The organism is Nocardia sp. NPDC059154 (assembly GCF_042755705.1).
In the GTDB taxonomy this organism is placed as follows: domain Bacteria; phylum Actinomycetota; class Actinomycetes; order Mycobacteriales; family Mycobacteriaceae; genus Nocardia.
In genome coordinates this window covers 1-18,994 of the sequence record NZ_JBHZCS010000078.1, presented here as the reverse complement: position 1 = coordinate 18,994, position 18,994 = coordinate 1, and the positions used below count along the sequence as shown (strand labels likewise).

Annotated in this window: 17 protein-coding genes and 1 pseudogene; 11 read left to right on the top strand and 7 right to left on the bottom strand. The window is 68.9% G+C overall.

Annotated elements, in window-relative coordinates; translation table 11 throughout:
- Window positions 1–11: 11 nt before the first annotated feature.
- From ACFXN1_RS42730 to ACFXN1_RS42710, 5 genes are read left to right on the top strand one after another with little or no spacing between them, the layout of a single operon-like run.
- Complete coding sequence (locus ACFXN1_RS42730; RefSeq protein WP_379444574.1) at window positions 12–1,253, top strand: NADH:flavin oxidoreductase/NADH oxidase family protein; 1,242 nt, start codon at window positions 12–14, stop codon at window positions 1,251–1,253.
- A 14-nt stretch (window positions 1,254–1,267) separates the two neighbouring features.
- The gene (locus tag ACFXN1_RS42725) at window positions 1,268–2,068 is read left to right on the top strand and encodes an SDR family NAD(P)-dependent oxidoreductase (RefSeq protein WP_379444573.1); all 801 of its coding nucleotides are present in this window, start codon (window positions 1,268–1,270) and stop codon (window positions 2,066–2,068) included.
- Between the two features lies 1 nt (window position 2,069).
- Window positions 2,070–2,849: an acetoacetate decarboxylase family protein gene (locus ACFXN1_RS42720; RefSeq protein WP_379444571.1), complete on the top strand. Its 780-nt coding sequence runs from the start codon at window positions 2,070–2,072 to the stop codon at window positions 2,847–2,849.
- 37 nt (window positions 2,850–2,886) lie between these two features.
- A complete protein-coding gene (locus tag ACFXN1_RS42715) occupies window positions 2,887–4,011 on the top strand; it encodes a hypothetical protein (RefSeq protein ID WP_379444570.1) in 1,125 nt (374 codons plus the stop codon).
- Window positions 4,012–4,026: 15 nt separating this feature from the next.
- Entirely contained in the window at window positions 4,027–5,301 is a 1,275-nt protein-coding gene (locus ACFXN1_RS42710) for a cytochrome P450 (RefSeq protein ID WP_379444569.1), read from the top strand.
- On the opposite strand, the gene ACFXN1_RS42705 is transcribed toward ACFXN1_RS42710, so the two are convergent.
- Both ACFXN1_RS42705 and ACFXN1_RS42700 read right to left on the bottom strand, forming a co-directional pair.
- Window positions 5,285–5,926, bottom strand: a complete 642-nt coding sequence (locus ACFXN1_RS42705) for a cysteine hydrolase family protein (RefSeq protein ID WP_379444567.1) — start codon at window positions 5,924–5,926, stop codon at window positions 5,285–5,287. The two genes, ACFXN1_RS42710 and ACFXN1_RS42705, sit on opposite strands and share 17 nt — an antisense overlap.
- 7 nt (window positions 5,927–5,933) lie before the next feature.
- Window positions 5,934–6,260, bottom strand: a complete 327-nt coding sequence (locus ACFXN1_RS42700) for a hypothetical protein (protein WP_213557582.1) — start codon at window positions 6,258–6,260, stop codon at window positions 5,934–5,936.
- A gap of 69 nt (window positions 6,261–6,329) precedes the next feature.
- Between ACFXN1_RS42700 and ACFXN1_RS42695 the strand changes: the two genes are divergently transcribed.
- Window positions 6,330–6,668, top strand: a complete 339-nt coding sequence (locus ACFXN1_RS42695; RefSeq protein ID WP_379403054.1) for a winged helix-turn-helix transcriptional regulator — start codon at window positions 6,330–6,332, stop codon at window positions 6,666–6,668.
- A gap of 21 nt (window positions 6,669–6,689) precedes the next feature.
- On the opposite strand, the gene ACFXN1_RS42690 is transcribed toward ACFXN1_RS42695, so the two are convergent.
- From ACFXN1_RS42690 to ACFXN1_RS42680, 3 genes are all read right to left on the bottom strand, one after another.
- The gene (locus ACFXN1_RS42690; RefSeq protein ID WP_354841682.1) at window positions 6,690–6,884 is read right to left on the bottom strand and encodes a hypothetical protein; all 195 of its coding nucleotides are present in this window, start codon (window positions 6,882–6,884) and stop codon (window positions 6,690–6,692) included.
- A 110-nt stretch (window positions 6,885–6,994) separates the two neighbouring features.
- The gene (locus ACFXN1_RS42685; protein ID WP_379444566.1) at window positions 6,995–8,242 is read right to left on the bottom strand and encodes a glycosyltransferase 87 family protein; all 1,248 of its coding nucleotides are present in this window, start codon (window positions 8,240–8,242) and stop codon (window positions 6,995–6,997) included.
- 168 nt (window positions 8,243–8,410) lie between these two features.
- Complete coding sequence (locus tag ACFXN1_RS42680) at window positions 8,411–9,280, bottom strand: LysR family transcriptional regulator (protein ID WP_379444564.1); 870 nt, start codon at window positions 9,278–9,280, stop codon at window positions 8,411–8,413.
- A gap of 83 nt (window positions 9,281–9,363) precedes the next feature.
- On the opposite strand from ACFXN1_RS42680, the gene ACFXN1_RS42675 reads away from it, so the two are divergent.
- A complete protein-coding gene (locus ACFXN1_RS42675) occupies window positions 9,364–10,371 on the top strand; it encodes a bile acid:sodium symporter family protein (protein ID WP_379444586.1) in 1,008 nt (335 codons plus the stop codon).
- Window positions 10,372–10,375: 4 nt separating this feature from the next.
- On the opposite strand, the gene ACFXN1_RS42670 is transcribed toward ACFXN1_RS42675, so the two are convergent.
- Entirely contained in the window at window positions 10,376–11,767 is a 1,392-nt protein-coding gene (locus tag ACFXN1_RS42670; protein ID WP_379403058.1) for a nucleobase:cation symporter-2 family protein, read from the bottom strand.
- A 397-nt stretch (window positions 11,768–12,164) separates the two neighbouring features.
- Between ACFXN1_RS42670 and ACFXN1_RS42665 the strand changes: the two genes are divergently transcribed.
- The 3 genes from ACFXN1_RS42665 to xdhC are packed head-to-tail and all read left to right on the top strand — an operon-like array spanning window position 12,165 to window position 16,802.
- Window positions 12,165–13,616: a xanthine dehydrogenase small subunit gene (locus ACFXN1_RS42665; RefSeq protein ID WP_379444563.1), complete on the top strand. Its 1,452-nt coding sequence runs from the start codon at window positions 12,165–12,167 to the stop codon at window positions 13,614–13,616.
- Complete coding sequence (gene xdhB, locus ACFXN1_RS42660) at window positions 13,613–15,982, top strand: xanthine dehydrogenase molybdopterin binding subunit (RefSeq protein ID WP_379444562.1); 2,370 nt, start codon at window positions 13,613–13,615, stop codon at window positions 15,980–15,982. Before ACFXN1_RS42665 ends, xdhB begins: the two co-directional genes overlap by 4 nt.
- A gap of 1 nt (window position 15,983) precedes the next feature.
- Window positions 15,984–16,802, top strand: a complete 819-nt coding sequence (gene xdhC / locus ACFXN1_RS42655) for a xanthine dehydrogenase accessory protein XdhC (protein WP_379444584.1) — start codon at window positions 15,984–15,986, stop codon at window positions 16,800–16,802.
- 21 nt (window positions 16,803–16,823) lie between these two features.
- Here the strand turns inward: xdhC and ACFXN1_RS42650 are convergent, their stop codons facing one another.
- Entirely contained in the window at window positions 16,824–18,440 is a 1,617-nt protein-coding gene (locus tag ACFXN1_RS42650) for an FAD-binding protein (RefSeq protein WP_379444560.1), read from the bottom strand.
- Between the two features lie 111 nt (window positions 18,441–18,551).
- Here ACFXN1_RS42650 and ACFXN1_RS42645 point away from each other — a divergent pair.
- Window positions 18,552–18,994, top strand: a pseudogene (locus tag ACFXN1_RS42645) (hypothetical protein); the annotation flags it as partial.

Genomic DNA, 18,994 nt, shown 5'->3' with positions numbered 1-18,994 from the left:
AGGAGTCATTCATGCCACCCAAGACCCGCGCACCCCGCATCGTCGCCGTGGGCAGTCCGCTCACGCTGCCCTGCGGCGTGACACTGCCCAACCGGCTGGCCAAGGCCGCCATGAGCGAGCAGCTCGGCGATATCGACGGCGGACCCGGCCAGACCCTGACCCGCCTCTACAGCGCGTGGGGCCGCGGCGGCGCCGGACTGCTGATCACCGGCAATGTCATGATCGATCGCCGCGCCTATGTCGAACCCCGCAATGTGACCCTCGAGGACGATCGGCGCCTGGAGGCCGTGAGCAATTGGGCGCGGGCGGGTTCCCGTGCGGGCGCGGTGATGCTCATGCAGATCAATCACCCGGGCCGGGTGGCGGTCGGTCCGCTGCACCGCCGCCCGGTCGGCCCGTCGGCGCTGCGTCCCCAGGTGATCGGGTACAACCTGCGCAAACCGCGCGCCCTGTCGGTCGCGGACATCGCGGATCAGCGTCGCCGTTTTGCCCGTACCGCCGAACTGGCTGTGGCGGCGGGCTTCTCGGGTGTGCAGGTGCACGCCGCGCACGGCTATCTGCTGTCGCAGTTCCTGTCTCCGCTGGCCAATCAACGCACCGACGGGTACGGCGGCAACCCGGAGAACCGCCGCCGCTTACTGCTCGAGGTGATCGCCGATGTACGAGAGGCTATCGGTCCGAAGGCGATTCTCTCGGTGAAGCTGAACTCGGCCGATTTCCAGCGCAGGGGGCTGGAGGAAGGCGAGTCGCTGGACGTGGCGCTCGCGCTCGAGCAGGCGGGGATCGATCTGCTGGAGATCTCCGGCGGCAACTACGAGGCCCCGGCCATGACCGGCGTGGTGCAGGACAGCACCCGCGAGCGTGAGGCGTACTTCCTGCGCTATGCCGAGCAACTGCGCGCCCGCTCGAGGATGCCGCTCATGCTGACCGGCGGCATACGCACCCTGGACTTCATGAACGAGGTGCTGGCCCGGGGCGCGGTCGACGTGATCGGGCTGGGCCGCCCGTTCGCGGTGCGCTCGAATATCGCCGCCGACCTGCTGACGGGGACCGCGGAACCGGTGGTGCTCCCGACTGCACCCCGTATCCCGCTACCCCTCGCGCCCGTCAACTCCTACCTCCAACTCGCCTGGCACGCGGCGAATTTCCGCCGCATCGCCGCCGGTGAGAAGCAGGTGAGCGGTCCGGGCGCGCTGCGCACCCTGGTCGCTGCCGGGATGACCGTGACCGCCCGCGCACTGACCCAGTTCTGATCGAGGAGCCAACGATGAGCCTGCCCACTCCAACACCCACCTCCCGGGCCGTCGTCACCGGAGCGTCCTCCGGTATCGGCGTCGCCCTGGCCGAAGAGCTCGCCCACCTGGGCCATTCGCTGATCCTGGTTGCCCGCCGCGAAGACCGGCTGCGCAAGCTGGCCGTCCGGCTCGGCGCCCGCCACGGCATCGAGGCCGAGATCCGCGCCGTCGACCTGTCCGACCGCGGCGAGCGTTCGAAACTGTGCGATGAACTGGCCTGCCGCGACATCGCCGTGCTGTGCAACAACGCCGGCTTCGCCACCTACGGCGACCTGGCGAGCGCGAGCCCGGCCCGCGAGCACCAGCAGGTCGAGCTGAATTCCGTTGCCGTGCACGACCTCACGCTGGCAGTGCTGCCCGCCATGGTGGAACGCGGCACCGGCGCGATCCTGATCACCGGATCCACCGCGGGCAACCAGCCCGGCCCCGGCAACGCCACCTACGCCGCCACCAAGGCGTTTGCCAATACCCTTGCCGAATCACTCCACTCCGAGCTGGCAGGCGCCGGCGTGACCTGCACCCTGCTCGCGCCCGGCCCTGTACGCACCGAGTACACCGAGGTCGCCGAGGTCCCGAACCTGGACAGGCTGGTCCCGGGCCCGCTCTGGGTGAGTGCAGAACAGGCGGCGCGCGAAGCGATTTCGGGCCTGGCCGCGGGACGCCGCCGCGTGGTGCCGGGTGCCTTCGCCAAGGTCCAGACGGTCGGCGGCCAGTACACCCCGCGTGCGCTGATCGGTCCGATCCTGCGCACCGTCTATCGAAAGGCGAAGTGACATGGGCTGGGAACCCGCCATCCGGACCCTGGGCCGATCCCTCGGCGGAGACCTGCGCCGCGTGCTGGCCATGGGCGATCCGCGCCGCAGCCTGTACCGGGACGCCCACTACTTCAGCGCGACGGTCGAAGTCGATCCCGACCGCATGCGGCAATGGCTGCCCGCCGGCGTCCGGCTCGCCGAGCCGGCGCGCGCCGATCTGTTCACCGCCTGCTTCCCGGACAACAATTTCGAGTCGCCCGGGTACCACGAAGCCGGTGTGTTCGTCCACGTGAAGACGGTGCAGGGCACCGGAATCCACTGCCCGTGGATGATTCTCGACGACGACGTGGCCTTGATCATCGGCCGCGAACTGCTCGGCTATCCGAAGAAGCTGGGCGAGGTCGACTGGTCGGTCACCGACACCGAGATCCGGGCCGAGGCGACCCGTCGCGGGCACAAACTGCTCAGCATGAACGGGCGACTCGGCGAGGTCATCACCGATCCGCCGCCCATCCTGGCCCGCCCGCACCGCAATGTCGTGGGGCTCGCCGGGCTGTTCCCGTCCTGGCTGGTGGCCTTCACCCCGTGCGAGAGCGTCGTCGAGGTCCGCCGCATCGAGGACTTCCGGCTGGAAGTGCATGGATCCGAACGCGATCCCCTCGACCAGATGGGTATCGGCCGGGTCATCGAAGCCCGCCTGCACCGGGTCGACCTGCTGGGCGTGTGGGTACCTCCGATTCCGCTGCGTCCCCTCAGCCCGCTGTTCGGCCTGACTCGCATGCGGCCCCGGATCCTGTGACCGCCGCACCATCGACCGTGACCCCCAGGAGGCTCGCATGAGCATCGCCGAACATCTCGTCAGCGAGCCGCTCGCCATTCCGCGCCCGGCCACCACCGCGCCGTTCGCCCGGATCGACACCTTCGACAAGGCCCTGTCCGCAGCCGGCGGTTTCGGCCCCCGGCTGCGCGCCGCTCGCACGGCCGCACTGGATTTCCGCCGCGAGTTCGCCGCCACCGGCCGCCCGGACTCGGTGCGCACCCACGACCTGATCTCGCTGCCGTACCCGACGCGTTACGGGCTGTTCCGGGCCGCGATCAGCCCGACGCCGTTCGTCACGATCAGCAACCGAATGATCATCGTCCGCTGGACCGAGACCGACGGTACCCGCCGCACCCTGCTGTTCGAACCGAGCGACCACGAACTAGACTCCTACACACCGTATTTCGCGGAGCTCCAGCGCTACACACCCGGACCGGTGCGCCGCCTTTTCGTGACCGAGCACTCCGATGTGCTCACCGTGTGCCGCAAGGCCGGGATCGATCCCGGCGACGTCGACTACCTCGCCTTCGACCACCTGCACACCCAGGATGTGCGTCGCTGGCTGGGCACCACCCGGCCGCAATCCGATATCAGCCCGAACAAGCCGGTGGCAGCGGCCTTCCCGAACGCCAAGCTGCTCGCCCAGCGCGAGGAACTGGAGGCCATGGCCGACCTGCACCCGTTCCAACGGCCCTGGTACCAGCCCACCACTTTCGTCGATCTGCCGCCGGAGAAGATCCTGCCGTTGGACGGCAGCGTGCTGCTCGGTCCTGGGGTCGCGCTCATCGCGACGCCCGGCCACGCCCTGGGCAATCAGTCCCTGGTGCTCAATACCGACACCGGAATCTGGGCGATCAGCGAAAACGCCATCGCCACCGAATGTCTCACGCCGGAGCGGTCGCGTATTCCGGGGCTGTCCCACGCGGCGAAATCCTGGGGGCACGAGGTGATCCTCAACGCCAATACCCTCGAGACCACCTACGAGCAGTACAACTCGCTCGTCATCGAGAAGACAATCGTGGAGGTGTCCCAACAGGATTCCCGGTTCCTCCAGTTCTTCCCCTCCAGCGAACTGACCGGCGCACTGCTCAACCCCGGCACCTCGCCCACGTTCACCCACCGCGCCATCCGGCACGGCTGATTCCAGGCGGCACTCATGACCACCGCGTCCTCCTCGGCCACACCCGGCTTCTTCGCCGGGTTGCTCGATCCGGCCAATAGGGCCGACCCGTATCCGCTCTACGACAGCATGCGCGAGCACGGGCCGGTGCGGCTCGGTGCCGGGCCGGTGATCGTGCTGACCTCCTACCGGGATTGCGCGACAGTGCTGCGGCATTCGGCGGCCGTGGTGGACCGTCGGCATGCGACCTTGCCGCTGGGGCCCACACCCACCCACGATCTCGCCGGCGAGCGGGCGGGGGAGCTGGCGGGAACCCACTCGTTCCTCTTCCGGGACGCCCCCGATCACACCCGGTTGCGGCGGCTGGTCGCCAAGGCGTTCACCCCGGCGGTCGTGCACGCGATGGCGCCGCGCATCACCGCCATCGCCGATGCCGCGCTGGACCGGGCTGCCGAGCGCGGGCACCTCGACGTGGTGGCAGATCTGGCGTACCCGCTGCCGATCACGGTGATCTGCGAATTGCTGGGCGTGCCGCTCGCGGATGAGCCGCGTCTGCGGGCATGGTCGACCGTGCTCGCCCGCACCCTCGATCCGGTGTCGGGCACCGCGACGGCCGGCCGCCCCGATCCGGGCGAGCTGGTACGTGCGAACAACGAATTGCACGATTACTTCGAACAATTGGCGCGCGAACGGCGTCGGCGGCCCGGCGCAGACCTGCTCTCGGCGCTCATCGCCGCTGAGGAATCCGGCGACGCGCTGTCCCACGAGGAGCTCATCGCGACCTGCGGCCTACTGCTGATCGCCGGTCACGAGACCACCGTCAACCTCATCGCCAATGCCACCCTGGCGCTGCTGCATCACCGTCACCATCTGGCCATCCTGCGTACCGCCGCACCCTTTGCCGGGCCGGTGATCGAGGAGACCCTGCGCTACGACCCGCCGGTTCAACTGGTTCCGCGCATCGCCCGCGACCCGATTACCTTGCCGGGCATCGAGATCGCGGCGGGCGACATGATCATCATGCTGCTCGCCGCCGCCAACCGCGATCCGGAGGTCTTCGCGGAGCCCGGCCGTTTCGACCCGGCCCGCGAGAACCGGCACCTGGCCTTCGGTCTCGGCCAGCACTTCTGCCTGGGCGCACCGCTGGCCCGGCTGGAGGCCGACATCGCCCTCACCCGATTCGCGCGGCGCGTGCGAGAACCCCGGCTCGACTGCGAGCGTCCGCCGTACAGGGAACACGTCACGCTGCGCGGACCGGCCGCGATCCCGTTGTCCTACACCGAGATTCTGCCCGCTAGCGGCGATTCATGAGCGCGCTCAGGGCATCGGTGTCGATGGTGCGGGAACCGCCCGCGAAGGCCAGTCCGGCCAGCGAGCGTTCGGCCGCCTCGGCATGGCCCGCACCGCAGGCGTCGGTCACCACGATGGGCAGGTAGCCGAGGTCGGTGGCGTGCCGCACCGTGGGTTCGATGCCGACCTCCATGGCGATGCCCGCCACCGCGAACGCGCCGATTCCCAAGTCCCGCAGGGCGATATCGAGCGGCGTCCCGGCGAAGGCGGACATGGTGATCTTGTCGAAGACGACCTCGTCCGGACCCGGGGACAGCTCGGGCACCAACTGGTACTGCGGCGAGCCCTGTGCGAAGGCGGCCCGCACCTCGGCCGGATCGTCCACGTGCTGCCACTCCATGGCGGTACGCAACTGCGAAATCCCCGCCGCCGCCGGAGGAATCGACATGTGCCGGGTGTAGAAGACGCGGAAACCGTTCGCCCGCGCCGCATCCCGCAACCGCACGCAGGACTTCACGATGCTCTCGCCGTCGGGCAGCTGCCCCACGATGCCGACCTGCATGTCGTAGATCAGCAGCGCCATGCGCTCCGGGTGGCAGGCGTCCTCGACGGTTTGCGGAATGGTCAGTCCGTAGGCTTGTCGCATGACGGCCTCACCGGGTGCGGTCGTAGGGTTCCGCGACATCCACCGAGGCGTCCATCAGCGCCTCGATCGGCAGCGGTGCCGTGACCGGCACATACGTCCACTCCAGGAACCCCTTCTTGGTGAGCGGGAAGTCGTTCACGTATCGCTGTGCCTCCTCGACACTGTCGACCTCGAACACGATGACCACGCCCGGCTCGTCGGCGCGGGCATAGTTCTCCCGCACGATGCCCGCCTTCCACAGCCGCCACACATTGGCGACCTCCTCGGGCAGATACGGGGTGATGGTCTCCAGCGTGACGCCGGGCTTGAATCGATCGAATGTAATGACCTTCATGGGAATTCATGAAAGTCCCATGATTACAGTGTTACAAGAACGCACTTTTCGGTAAGTACCGGAGGCGAGATGCCAACCAAGCGCTACCACTGCCCGGTCGAGGTGACCGTCGATCTGATCGGGGGGAAATGGAAGGCGGTCATTCTGGCGCACCTCAAGGAGGGGGTGCGGCGGTACGGGGAGTTGCGGCGGCTCATGCCGGACACCAGCGAGAAGATGCTGGTTCAGCAGTTGCGGGAGCTGGAATCCGATGGGCTGGTGCGGCGCACGGTGTTTCCCGCTGTGCCGCCGCAGGTGGAGTACGACCTCACCGACGAGGGGTGGAGTCTGGTCCCGGTATTGACCGCGCTCTACGAGTGGGGTGAGAAGCGGAGCGCGCGAACGGGTCTCGTCATCGAGACGCCGTGACGCGCCCCGCGTCCGGGTTCGTCAGGCGGCGCGGTCGGTGCGCTCGGTGTGGTCCGGTCCGATGCCGTCCGCCTCGCACTGCGCCCGGTGCATGGCGCACCGGTACTTCGGCCCCGGCTTGATGAAGGCGGGGTCCAGCCGCTGGGCGAAGGTGAGGTTGTCACGCCGCCAGCAATCGATGCACACCGGCTCCTTCATGGCGTCCTCCTCGGTCATCGCTCGCGAAAGGTATGCGCGAGAGGGATTCCCATCCTGGGCCTGATTCGGATATACCCTCGGCATCTCTTCCATAACGGATGCGGCCCAATAGCCGACCGGTCGGTTGCCTATCCGCGATCGGGGGAGCGCCGGAGGCAGGCGATCAGGCCGCCCAGGATGACCACGTAGACGATGACATAGCAGTTCAGCAGGATCTGCGAGATCGGCCAGGACGGCGGGAACAGGAACCAGCCGACCACCACCCAGCGATCGGTCCAGTGGTAGGCCCAGGCGCCGGTGGTCAGGTAGAGGAAACCGGCCGCCGACCACCAACGCGGTTCCGACGCGGCCCGGTTGATCAGGTAGACGAACAGCGGCAGAAACCAGACCCAGTGGTGGTTCCAGGAGAACGGGGAGACCGCGCACGAGGTCAGGCCCGCGGTGGTGACGGTGAGCAGTCTCTCGCCGCGGCTGTAGAGCGCCGCAGCGAGCAGCAGGCCGCCGACCGCGACCGGGACGGCGATCAGCAGCCACAGCCACTGCGGCACCTGATGGCCCGAGAGATGCGCGATCACGCCTCGCAGCGACTGATTGGCCGGCTGGGTGTCGGGAGCGATGCGGTCCGACTGGAAGAACGTCCTGGTCCAGTACTGCTTCGAATCGGACGGGAGGACGGCGCCGGCGACCAGGATCGTCATGACGAAGGTGGTCGCGGCCACCACTGCCGCCCGCCACTGCCGCAGCACCAGGAACTGCGCCACGAAATACAGCGGCACCAGTTTGATGCCCGCGGCCAGCCCGGTGCCCACGCCGCGCAACCGGCTGCCCTCCGGGCGCGAGAAGTCCCAGAGGATCAGCGCCATCAGGACGAGGTTGATCTGGCCGTAGTACAGCGTGGTGCGCACCGGCTCCAGGAACATGGCCGTCGCCGCCAGCAGAGCGCTGATTCCGGCGAGCCGCCAGGTGAGGCGGTGGCCGAGTACGCGCCAGCACAACAGGACACAGCCGTAGAGCACGCAAATGTTCAGTGCCAGCCAGGAATTCGTGACGTAGCCCCACGGCACCATCAGGATCGGCAGGAACATCAGCGTGGAGAACGGCGTGTAGGTGTAGGACAGGCCGCGATGCGTCGTCTCGGTGTAGAGCGGATGGCCGTGGTAGATCTTCCACGCGCCGTCCCGATAGACGTGGACGTCGAAGCCCCCCGCCAGAAAACCCACCTGGTCCAGCCACGGATCCGCGGTCGTGAAGATCAGCACCAGCGACAGCACCGCACCGAAGGCCAGCACGATCAGCGTCGTTCTGCTCCATACCGGCGGTGGCCCACCGGAATCCGCAATGACAGCACTGTCGTTCGTCCTTGCACCGATCAACACCAGACCCACCTCGGATGTGCGATACAACCTGCCGGGCTCGAGAAATGCTGAACACGAACGCTTCAGCCCACCCGCCTTGACGCTGCCGGCCATCGGCCGGCCGATCCGCGCTCTGCGTAGCGCGAATTCGGATTCTCAGCACCCTACCGTCCACGGCGAGCGGTGCGGTCACATGCCCGACCGTGTGGTCTGGAGTGATAGGCGGCGCGCATTGGCGATGATTGCGTCGGCCAGCGCCTGCTCCGGATCCGCCAGCCGGGTGCGGCGGTGCATGAGAACGAAATCCAGTTCCCCCAATTCGGGGAGCCGGGGGTCGGTGAGCGGGACCAGCCCATCGGGCAGCACACCCGCCGCATGCGCGATCACCCCGAGCCCGGCCAGGGCCGCCGCCCGCAGTCCGAGCAGGCTGTCGCTGACACACGCGACCCGGCAGGTGCGGCCCGCGTGCTCGAGCGCGCGCAACGCCTGCTGCCGGGTCAGGCTCGGCTCCGGATAGGTGACCAAGGACACAGGATCCTCGAATTCCGTTGTGGCCGAACGCCCCGCCCACACCAGCCGGTCCCGCCACAGCAGAGTGCCGTGCCGCTCGCCCGGCAGCCGTTTGCCGAAGACCAGGTCGAGTTCGCCTGCGGCCATGCGGGATTTGAGGGTCTCGCTCAGGCCGACGGTGAGCTCGAGATCCACGCCCGGATGGGTGCGCTGGAACTCCACCAGGATGTCGGGAAGCGCGCGGGCCATCACATCGTCGGACGTGCCCAGCCGGACCAGGCCGGTGAGGGCGGAACCGGAGAAGTAGGCCTGGGCCTGGGCCTGCGCGTCGAGGATGGTGCGGGCGAAGCCGATCATGGCCGCGCCGTCGGCGGTGAGCGCCAGATTGCGGGTGTCGCGGCGGAACAGCTCCCGCCCGGCGGCCTGTTCCAACCGGGCGATATGGCCGCTCACGGTGGACTGGCGCAGGCCCAGCTGACGGCCCGCGGCGGTGAAGCCGCCGGCCCGCTCCACGGCCAGGAAGGTGCGTAGCAGCTCGGGTTCGAACATGCCGGTAATTATCACGTATCCCGATGAGAGATATCGGATCGAACGACTATCGCGATCAGCGTCCGCGCTCCTACCGTCGAAACGTGCAGCTCCTCGCCAAACTCCGCATCGACACCTTCATGCTGGGCATCCTCGCCACCGTGGCGCTGGCCGCCCTGCTGCCCGCGCGCGGGGACGCGGCCGAGGTGCTGGACTGGGCCACCAAGATCGCCATCGCGGTGCTGTTCCTGCTCTACGGCGCCCGCCTGGAACCCCGTGAGGCCCTGGCCGGACTGCGGCACTGGCGACTCCACTCCGGAGTGCTGGCAGCCACTTTCGTGATCTTCCCGCTGCTGGGCCTGGCCCTGCGGGTGCTGGTGCCGAGCGTGCTCACCCCGGACCTGTACACCGGTGTGCTGTTCCTGTGCCTGGTGCCCTCGACGGTGCAGTCCTCCATCGCCTTCACCTCGATGGCCCGGGGCAATGTGGCGGGCGCGGTGGTGAGCGCCTCACTGTCGAATCTGATCGGCGTTCTCGCGACCCCGCTGCTCGTGATGGTCTGCATGAAAACCACGGTGGGCGTGCATGTTTCACCGTCGGCGGTGCTCGCCATCGTGGTCCAGCTGCTGCTGCCGTTCCTGGCCGGGCAGCTGCTGCGCCCCCGCCTGGGCTGGGTGCTCGGCCATCCGGCCGCCACCAAGACGGTGGATCGAGGCTCGGTCTACCTGGTCGTCTACGCGGCGTTCAGTGCCGGTGTGACATCCGGCATCTGGCACGGACTGTCGGCTCGGGTGCTGGTGTCCACGGTGCTGGTCTGCGCGGCCCTGCTGGCCGCCGTGCTGGCTCTGACCACGCTGGGTGGCCGGCTACTCGGCTTCTCCCGCGCGGACCGCATCGTGCTGACCTTCTGCGGCTCCAAGAAGAGCCTCGCCACCGGCCTGCCCATGGCCTCGGTGCTGTTCGCCGGGCATCCGGTCGGTCTGATCGTGTTGCCGCTCATGATCTTCCACCAGATCCAGCTCTTCACCTGCGCGGCTCTGGCTCAGCGCTATGCCCGCCGGGCGGACCCGGTGGAAGCCGAGTTACCCAGCGGTGCAGTGGAACCGGTGTGATCGGTCAGTGCGCCTCGTTCACGGGTGTGCCGGTTTTGCTCGCACCCCAGTGATTGAAGACCAGATTGAGCACGAAGACCACGATCACGGCCGAGGTGATCGGGCTGCCCGCGATCATCTGGAAGTCGGCCGGGAACTTGGTGTAGATGTTCGGGGCCACCGCCGGCAGCAGCGCCACCGACAGCGTGACCGCGATGATCAGCATATTGCTGGTGCCCTCGAACTGGACCTTGTGCAGCACCCGCAGCCCGACCGCGGTGACCATGGCGAACATGACCGTGGCCGCGCCGCCGATCACCGGACCCGGCAGTGCCGCGACCACACTGCCGACCTTGGGCACCAGCCCCAGCGCCACCAGCATGCCGCCGCAGGCCGCGACCACCCAGCGGCTGCGCACGCCGGTCAGCCCGACCAGGCCGACATTCTCGGCGAAGGCGGTGTCGGGGAAGGAGTTCATGAATCCGGCCAGCACCGCGGAGAGTCCGTCGGCGGCCAGGCCGCGTCCCAGGTCCGCGGGCTCGAGCTGCTTGTCGACCATTTCGGCGACGGCGACCATATCGGCGGTGGATTCGGTGAAGGTCACCAGCATGACCACGCACATGGAGATGATCGCGCCGAGATGGAACTCGGGGGCGCCGAAGATGAACGGCCGCGAGATCGCGAACCAGCCCGAGGACCCGACCGCCGACATGTCGACCAGATGCATGGGCACCGCCACCAGCGTGCCGATCACGACACTGATCAGCACGGCCAGCTGGGCGATCAGCCCGCGGGCGAACCGGTGGATCACCACGATCAGCGCGATCACCAGCCCGGCCAGCGCGATATGCGAAATCTGGCCGTAGTCGGCCGCTTTCGGGTCGTCGCCGGCGATCAGCCCGGCGTCCGCGCCGATCAGCGACAGCCCGATCACACAGATCACGCAGCCCGACACCAGCGGCGGGAAGAACCGCACCACCTTGGCGAAGAAGCGGGCGATGATCAGACCGAACACGCCCGACACCAGGATCGCGCCGTAGACGGTGGGCAGCCCGGCCTCGCCGCCGCCGAACTGCTGCGCGATCAGGATCATGGGCGAGACCACGGTGAAGGTCGCGCCCGCGACCACCGGCAGCCGGACACCGAGAATCCGGCCGATGCCGACCGACTGGATGATGGTGACGATGCCGGAGACCAGCAGATCGGCATTCACCAGCAGGCCGATGGTGTGGGCCGGCAGTTTCAGCGCCCCGCCGACGAGCAACGGCACCGCGACCGCGCCCGCGTACATGATCGCCAGGTGCTGCAGGCCCAGCAGCGCCAATCGTGGGGGCGGCGGGATTTCGTCGACCGGATGCCGGGGCCGGGCGACGCCGATATCGGGTTTACGGGAGGGGCGCGAAAAGCGCATTTGCATGATGCCTCCTGGAACGCGTGAACAACGGCCCGAACAGGCCGCGACCACGACCCGAATGATGGCGCAGGAAATACCTGTCCCGCAGCAGATTGTTCGATTGTCCAGCCGGTTCGGCGCGCCTCCCGGCCGCCTTCGTATTTTCCTACAGAATCCCGCGGCCCGCGGCCCTTCGTGTTGACCTAATATTGTGCCGCGACGTAGGTTCGGTGCCTCGTAACCCGTGGTCACAGGCAGGAGGCGACCGGATGTCCACCAATTCCGACCTGCGTCGCCTCGCCCACCGGACGGTGTGGGTGCCCGGCCGCGTGGCGCACGGCTGCTGAGGCACGGCTTTCTCGACGAGCGGAATTAATCCGCGAACACTGGATAGTGCACTCGACGTAGAAGGCAGCCTGCAATGGCAATTTTCATGACGGTGAACGGGAAGACCACGACGATTTCTCCCGCCGCGCCGCATACCTCTCTGCTGGACTTTCTCCGGGAGCTCGGGCTCACGGGGTGCAAGGAGGGTTGCGCGGAAGGCGAATGCGGCGCGTGTTCGGTGCTGGTGGCCCGGCCGGGAGTGGCCGAGCCGACCGAATGGGTGGCGATCAATGCCTGCCTGGTGCCCGCCGTCGCGCTGGACGGGCAGGAGATCGTCACCGCCGAGGGCCTGGGCGGCCCCGAGCGGCTGCATCCGGTGCAGCGCGAGATGGCGGTGCGCGGCGGATCGCAATGCGGTTACTGCACACCGGGATTCGTGTGCAGCATGGCCGCGGAGTACTACCGGCCGGATCGGCGGCCGCTCGACGAGATCGCACCCGACTGCGCGCATGCCGAGACCGGTCCCAATGGCTTCGATCTGCACGCGCTCAGCGGCAATCTGTGCCGGTGCACCGGCTACCGGCCCATCCGCGATGCCGCCTTCGCGGTGGGCGAGCCCGAGGCCGACGACGAACTGGCCCGGCGGCTCGCCTCCGACCCGCCGGAACCGGTGGCGACCGACTTCAGTTCCAGTGGGCAGCGTTTCGTCCGGCCCGCGACTCTCGCCGACACGCTCCGGCTGCTGCGCGAGCACCCGGACGCCACGGTGGTGGCGGGCAGCACCGACCTGGGCGTCGAGGTGAACCTCCGCGGCCAGCGGGCGGAGTACACGCTGGCCGTCGATCAGCTGCCCGAACTGCGTGAGCTGACCATCAGTACGGACCGGATCGAGCTGGGCGCCGCGCTCACCCTCACCGAGATCGAACGCCGCCTGGCCGGGCGGGTGCCACTGCTGTCGGAGTTGTTCCCGCAGTTCGCCTCCCGGCTAATCCGCAATGCGGCCACCCTGGGCGGCAACCTCGGCACCGGCTCGCCCATCGGCGACGCGCCGCCGGTGCTGCTGGCGCTGGCGGCGTCGGTCGTGCTGGCCGATGCCGACGGCGAGCGCGAGGTCGTGCTGGCCGACTACTTCACCGGCTACCGGTGCTCGGTGCGGCGGCCGGACGAGCTCATCAAGTCCGTCCGGATTCCACTGCCGCTGGCGCCGGTGACCGCCTTCCACAAGATCGCCAAGCGCCGCTTCGACGACATCTCCAGCGTCGCAGTGGCTTTCGCGCTCGACATCGAGGATGGTCTGGTCCGAACCGCGCGCATCGGGCTGGGTGGTGTGGCCGCCACCCCGGTGCGCGCCTACGACACCGAGGCGGCCCTCGTGGGCCGGCCCTGGACCGAATCGACCGTGATGGCGGCCGCGCAGGTGCTGCGGGACGAGGGCACGCCGCTCGACGATCACCGCGCCAGCGCGCGGTATCGCAGCGCCATGCTCGGGGAGAGCCTGCGCAAACTGTTCGCCGAGACCACCGAACCCGCGGGGGTGCTGTCATGAGCCACCTGTCGCAACGACCCGAGAATCCCGCGGTGGGTGTGGCGCTGCCGCACGAGAGCGCCGCCCTGCACGTCACCGGGGCCGCGCTCTACACCGACGACCTGGTGTACCGCACCAAGGATGTACTGCACGCGTATCCGGTACAGGTGCCGCACGCGCACGCGCGCATCACCGCCCTGCACACCGCGCCCGCGCTGCGAGTGCCGGGTGTGGTGCGGGTGCTCACCGCGGCGGACGTCCCCGGCATCAACGATGCCGGCGTCAAGCACGACGAGCCGCTGTTCCCCGACGAGGTCTGCTTCCACGGCCACGCCGTCTGCTGGGTGCTGGCCGAGACGCTGGAGGCCGCGCGGCTGGGCGCGGCGGCGGTCGAGGTGGAACTGGAGCCGCTGCCCTCGCTGATCACGATCGAGGAAGCCGTGGCGGCCGGCAGCTTCCAGGGCGCGCATCCCCAGGTGCGGCGCGGCGACCTGGAATCCGGGTTCGCGGCCTCGGCGCACGTGTTCACCGGTGAAATCCACTTCTCCGATCAAGAACACTTCTATCTCGAAACCCATGCCGCCCTGGCGCATGTCGACGAGGGCGGGCAGGTGTTCGTGCAGTCCAGCACCCAGCATCCGTCGGAGACCCAGGAGATCGTGGCCCACGTACTCGGGCTGCACAGTCACGAGGTGACCGTGCAATGCCTGCGCATGGGTGGCGGATTCGGCGGCAAGGAGATGCAGCCGCACGGCTTCGCGGCCATCGCGGCGCTCGGCGCGACCCTCACCGGGCGTCCGGTCCGGTTGCGGCTCAACCGAACCCAGGACCTGACCATGTCCGGCAAGCGGCACGGATTCCACGCGCAGTGGCGGGTCGGATTCGACGCCCACGGGCACATTCAGGCCCTGGACACCACCCTGACCTCGGACGGCGGCTGGAGCCTGGACCTCTCGGAACCGGTGCTGGCCCGCGCGCTCTGCCATGTCGACAACCTGTACTGGATTCCCAACGCGCGCTTCACCGGTCGCATCGCCAAGACCAACAAGCCCTCCAATACCGCCTTCCGGGGCTTCGGCGGTCCGCAGGGCATGCTTGTCATGGAGGACCTGCTGGGCCGGTGCGCGCCGCTGCTCGGCCTGGATCCGATGGAACTGCGCCGCCGCAACTTCTACCGTGCCGGGCAGTCCACCCCCTACGGGCAGCAGGTGCGCCACCCCGAACGCATCACCGCCACCTGGGACCAGGTGCTCGAACGCGGTGAGATCGCCACGCGCACACGGGAGATCGCGGCCTTCAATGCGACGCATCCGCACGTGAAGCGCGGGCTGGCCGTCACCGGCGTCAAGTTCGGCATCTCGTTCAATATGACGGCCTTCAACCAGGCCGGGGCGCTGGTGCTGATCTACAAGGACGGGTCGGTGCTGATAAATCACGGCGGCACCGAGATGGGGCAGGGCCTGCACACCAAGATGCTGCAGGTGGCGGCCACCACGCTGGGCATCCCGCTGGACAAGGTGCGGCTCGCGCCGACGCGAACGGACAAGGTGCCCAACACCTCCGCGACCGCGGCGAGTTCGGGGGCCGACCTGAACGGCGCGGCCATCAAGAACGCCTGCGAGCAACTGCGCGAACGCCTGTTGCAGGTGGCGGCGGCCCGGCTGGGGGTGCATGCCTCCGACGTCCGCATCGCCGACGGCGTCGCCCGCGCCCTGGGGCCCGGTGACCCGGTCGTCGAGTGGAACGACCTGTGCCGGACGGCCTATCTGCAGCGAGTTCAGTTGTCCGCGGCCGGTTTCTACCGCACCGAGGGTCTGCACTGGGATGCGAAGACCATGCACGGCTCGCCGTTCAAGTACTTCGCCTACGGCACCGCCGCCGCAGAGGTGGAGGTGGACGGCTTCACCGGCGCATACCACATCCGCCGCGTCGACATCGTGCACGATGTCGGCGACAGCCTGTCCCCGCTCATCGACATCGGCCAGATCGAGGGCGGTTTCGTGCAGGGCGCGGGCTGGCTGACGCTCGAGGACATCCGCTGGGACACCGGTGACGGACCCGGCCGCGGGCGGCTGCTCACCCAGGCGGCGAGCACCTACAAGCTGCCCAGCTTCTCGGAGATGCCCGAGGTCTTCAATGTCACCCTGCTGCAGCACGCGCACGAGGAGGGCGTGGTGTACGGGTCCAAGGCGGTGGGTGAGCCGCCGCTCATGCTGGCGTTCTCGGTGCGCGAGGCGCTGCGCCAGGCCGCTGCGGCCTTCGGACCGGACGGGGTGAGCGTCGAGCTGGGCTCACCCGCCACGCCGGAGGCGGTGTACTGGGCCCTCGACGCGGCCCGGCGGGCCCGCGAATTCGCCACCGAGGAAAGCGTTTCCGCCCGTGCGTGACATGACCTGGGTGACCGCGGTCGCGCGCCTGCGCGACCGGCGGGAACCCGGCGTCCTGGTGACGGTGGCGTCCGTGCGCGGCCATGCGCCGCGCCGGGCGGGCGCGAAAATGGTGGTGGGACAGTCCGATATCTGGGGTTCGATCGGCGGCGGCAATGTCGAGGCCGTCGCCGTCGAGCGCGCCCGGGAGCTGATCGCGAAACCGCACGCCGAGCCCGAGCTGATGGAATTCGCCCTCAACGACAAGGTCGTCGGTCAGCACGGCGTCCAATGTTGCGGCGGCACGGTGACCGTGCTGCTCGAGCCGCTGCCGGTGCGCCCGGCGGTGGCGATCTTCGGGGTCGGTCATGTCGGGCTGGAACTGGCCCGCATCCTGGCCCGTCAGGATGTCGACCTGCACCTGATCGACTCCCGGCCCGATGTGCTCACCGGGGAACGGCTCGCGCCGCTGGACGACGCCATCGCCCGGGTCCATACCCATCACACGCCGCTGCTGCCGGAGCAGGTCCTCGACCGGCTGCCGCCCGGCACCCACATCCTGATCATGACCCACGATCACGCCGAGGACGCCGCCCTCTGCGATGCCGCCCTGCGCGCCGACGGCCTCGGCACCATCGGCCTGATCGGATCCCCGGCCAAGTGGGCGCGGTTCCGGAAGCGGCTCACCACCGAGGGCGGTCATTCGCCGGAAGCCCTGGGCCGCATCAAGACTCCGATCGGGCTGGCCGATATCACCGGGAAGGAACCGGCCGTCATCGCGGTGAGCGTCGCGGCGGATCTGTTGCACACCTTCGAACTCGGAGCGCGCACCACCGACTGACGCCGCGGCCGGCCGCCGGGGTCAGTGCGTGGCCGCCAGCTCCACGCTGTGGGTGCCGGCGCGGCGGCCCGAGAAGACGCAGTCGGCCAGGGACAGGCCACTCACGTACGAGTTCGAGCACACCCCGACCGCGGCCCGGCCCGCCGCGAACAGACCCGGGATGGCCGCACCGGATTCGGTGCGGACCGCGCCCGTCTCCTCGTCCACCAGCAGCCCGCCCAGTGTGAGCATGGGCATCGGGTAGGTCAGCCAGGACTTGAACGAGATATCCAGCAGCGCAAAGGGTCCCGCGTGCAACGGGTGGCGGATGTCGTCGGGCTTGCCCATGGGGTCGGGCAGCTGCTGCTCGATGGCGCGATTGTGCGCGTCCACGGTCTTGCGCAGGGCCGCCGGGTCGATACCGGCCCGGGCCGCGACCTCCTCGACGGTCCGGCCGGTCACGCTGCCGAACCGCAGCAGCCGCTCGGCCTGCATGCGCTGGAACCACACCGACTGCTTCCCGATCTGGCGGCGCGCCTCGGCGGCCAGCCGCGCATCGACCAGCAGCCAGGCCCGATGCCCCGGACTGGCGGCGATGGCCGCGCCCAGGGCCGCGCCGTAGCGGGACTCGTCGATCATGCGCTGCCCGTTGGCATCCACGGCGATCGAGCCGAAGTAGGCACTCGGCGGGGCGATGAAACGCCAGGTGGACAGCGCGTCCATGCGACCGGTGGTCGCGCCCGCCGCCTGGGCCATGGCGATACCGCTGCCGTCGTCACCGGCGGTGCCCAGCGGCAGGCCCTCGGCCCACGGATAGTCGGGCGCGTGCTCGGCGACCATCGCGCCATTGGCAATGAAGCCACCGGTGGTGAGGATGACCCCCGACCGCGCCTGGATGCGCACCGGCGTCCCGTAGCGCCGCTCGATGCGGGCCAGCAGCGCCTGCACCGCCTTGCGCAAGCCCTGGTGGTACACACCGGGTTTCGCCGAGATCCGGGCCAGCGCGGCGAACCTGCGCTGCACCGCCGCGGGCGCGCCGCTGATCGTGGTCGCCTCGATGCCGACCACCCGGCCGTCCTCGACCACGAGTCGCGTTGCCCGGGTGCCGGTTCGAACGCGCACTCCGTGTTTCGCCGCCGACTCGGCGAGCGGACCGAACAGCTTCTTGCCGGACACGCCGCGTCCGTGCGCGCGATGCCCGCGCTGCCGCGGTCGCGCCAATTCCCGGAAGCCGCCGGAGTTTTCGCTGCCCGAGTAGTACAGGTAGTAGTCGTCGGTGGGGTACGAGGTCTTGAAGGGACACAGCGACGGCTGGAACGGCACCCCGTGCCCGGTCAGCCAATCGATCAGTGCGGGCGACTCCTCGCAGAACCTGCGCAGTGTCCGCTCGCTCACGGTGTCGCCGACCTCGGCGCGCAGATACGCGAGCATGTTCTCCACGTCGTCCTCGACTCCGGCCGCGCGCTGCACCCAGGTGCCGCCGCCCGCGTACACGATTCCGCCGGACAGCGCGGTCGCCCCGCCGCCCAGGTAGCGGTCCAGGGCGAGCACGTCGGCGCCCGACTCCCGCGCGGCCAGCGCCGCCGCGACACCCGCGCCGCCGTATCCGACCACCACCACATCGGCCGAAGAGTCCCAGGTCCGCACCGTTGCGCCCACCTTCCCGAGTGAAGAAATCCCAGCGAGGTGAACTATAACGTGTTCTAGTTAGGTGTGTGGTTCGCGGCGAGCCGGTCGCGGATGACCGGAAGGCCGGTTACCGTCGGACGGGTGGCCAGCAAGTCAGCCGCACCGGCGATCGAGGTGCCGGTCGGCGAACACACGGTGCGCGTGTCCAATCCGGATCGGGTGTACTTCCCGGAGACCGGGGCGACCAAGCTCGACCTGGTGCAGTACTACCTGAGCGTCGGCGGCGGGATCGTCAACGCCTTGCGGGACCGGCCGTGCATGCTGCACCGCTTCCCGAAGGGCCTGCCCGGCGGCAAGGTCCACCAGAAACGCCTGCCCGGCGGTGCGCCGGACTGGATTCCGACTGTCCAGCTGTATTTCCCGCGCTACGGCCGCACCGCCGACGAACTCTGCGTCGAGAAGCTCGCCGACGTGATCTGGGCGGTGCAGATGTCGACGGTCGAACATGTACAACTTACGTGTGAGCAACGAACATGTAGGGAAACGGATACTCGGACGTATCCGACTGTCCCGGGAGGCAGAGG

Bases quoted from the DNA above. Each gene is read 5' to 3' on its own strand.
- ACFXN1_RS42730 (WP_379444574.1), top strand. From the start codon at position 12: ATGCCACCCAAGACCCGCGCACCCCGCATCGTCGCCGTGGGCAGTCCG.
- ACFXN1_RS42725 (WP_379444573.1), top strand. From the start codon at position 1,268: ATGAGCCTGCCCACTCCAACACCCACCTCCCGGGCCGTCGTCACCGGA.
- ACFXN1_RS42720 (WP_379444571.1), top strand. From the start codon at position 2,070: ATGGGCTGGGAACCCGCCATCCGGACCCTGGGCCGATCCCTCGGCGGA.
- ACFXN1_RS42715 (WP_379444570.1), top strand. From the start codon at position 2,887: ATGAGCATCGCCGAACATCTCGTCAGCGAGCCGCTCGCCATTCCGCGC.
- ACFXN1_RS42710 (WP_379444569.1), top strand. From the start codon at position 4,027: ATGACCACCGCGTCCTCCTCGGCCACACCCGGCTTCTTCGCCGGGTTG.
- ACFXN1_RS42705 (WP_379444567.1), bottom strand. From the start codon at position 5,926: ATGCGACAAGCCTACGGACTGACCATTCCGCAAACCGTCGAGGACGCC.
- ACFXN1_RS42700 (WP_213557582.1), bottom strand. From the start codon at position 6,260: ATGAAGGTCATTACATTCGATCGATTCAAGCCCGGCGTCACGCTGGAG.
- ACFXN1_RS42695 (WP_379403054.1), top strand. From the start codon at position 6,330: ATGCCAACCAAGCGCTACCACTGCCCGGTCGAGGTGACCGTCGATCTG.
- ACFXN1_RS42690 (WP_354841682.1), bottom strand. From the start codon at position 6,884: ATGACCGAGGAGGACGCCATGAAGGAGCCGGTGTGCATCGATTGCTGG.
- ACFXN1_RS42680 (WP_379444564.1), bottom strand. From the start codon at position 9,280: ATGTTCGAACCCGAGCTGCTACGCACCTTCCTGGCCGTGGAGCGGGCC.
- ACFXN1_RS42670 (WP_379403058.1), bottom strand. From the start codon at position 11,767: ATGCAAATGCGCTTTTCGCGCCCCTCCCGTAAACCCGATATCGGCGTC.
- ACFXN1_RS42665 (WP_379444563.1), top strand. From the start codon at position 12,165: ATGGCAATTTTCATGACGGTGAACGGGAAGACCACGACGATTTCTCCC.
- xdhB (WP_379444562.1), top strand. From the start codon at position 13,613: ATGAGCCACCTGTCGCAACGACCCGAGAATCCCGCGGTGGGTGTGGCG.
- xdhC (WP_379444584.1), top strand. From the start codon at position 15,984: ATGACCTGGGTGACCGCGGTCGCGCGCCTGCGCGACCGGCGGGAACCC.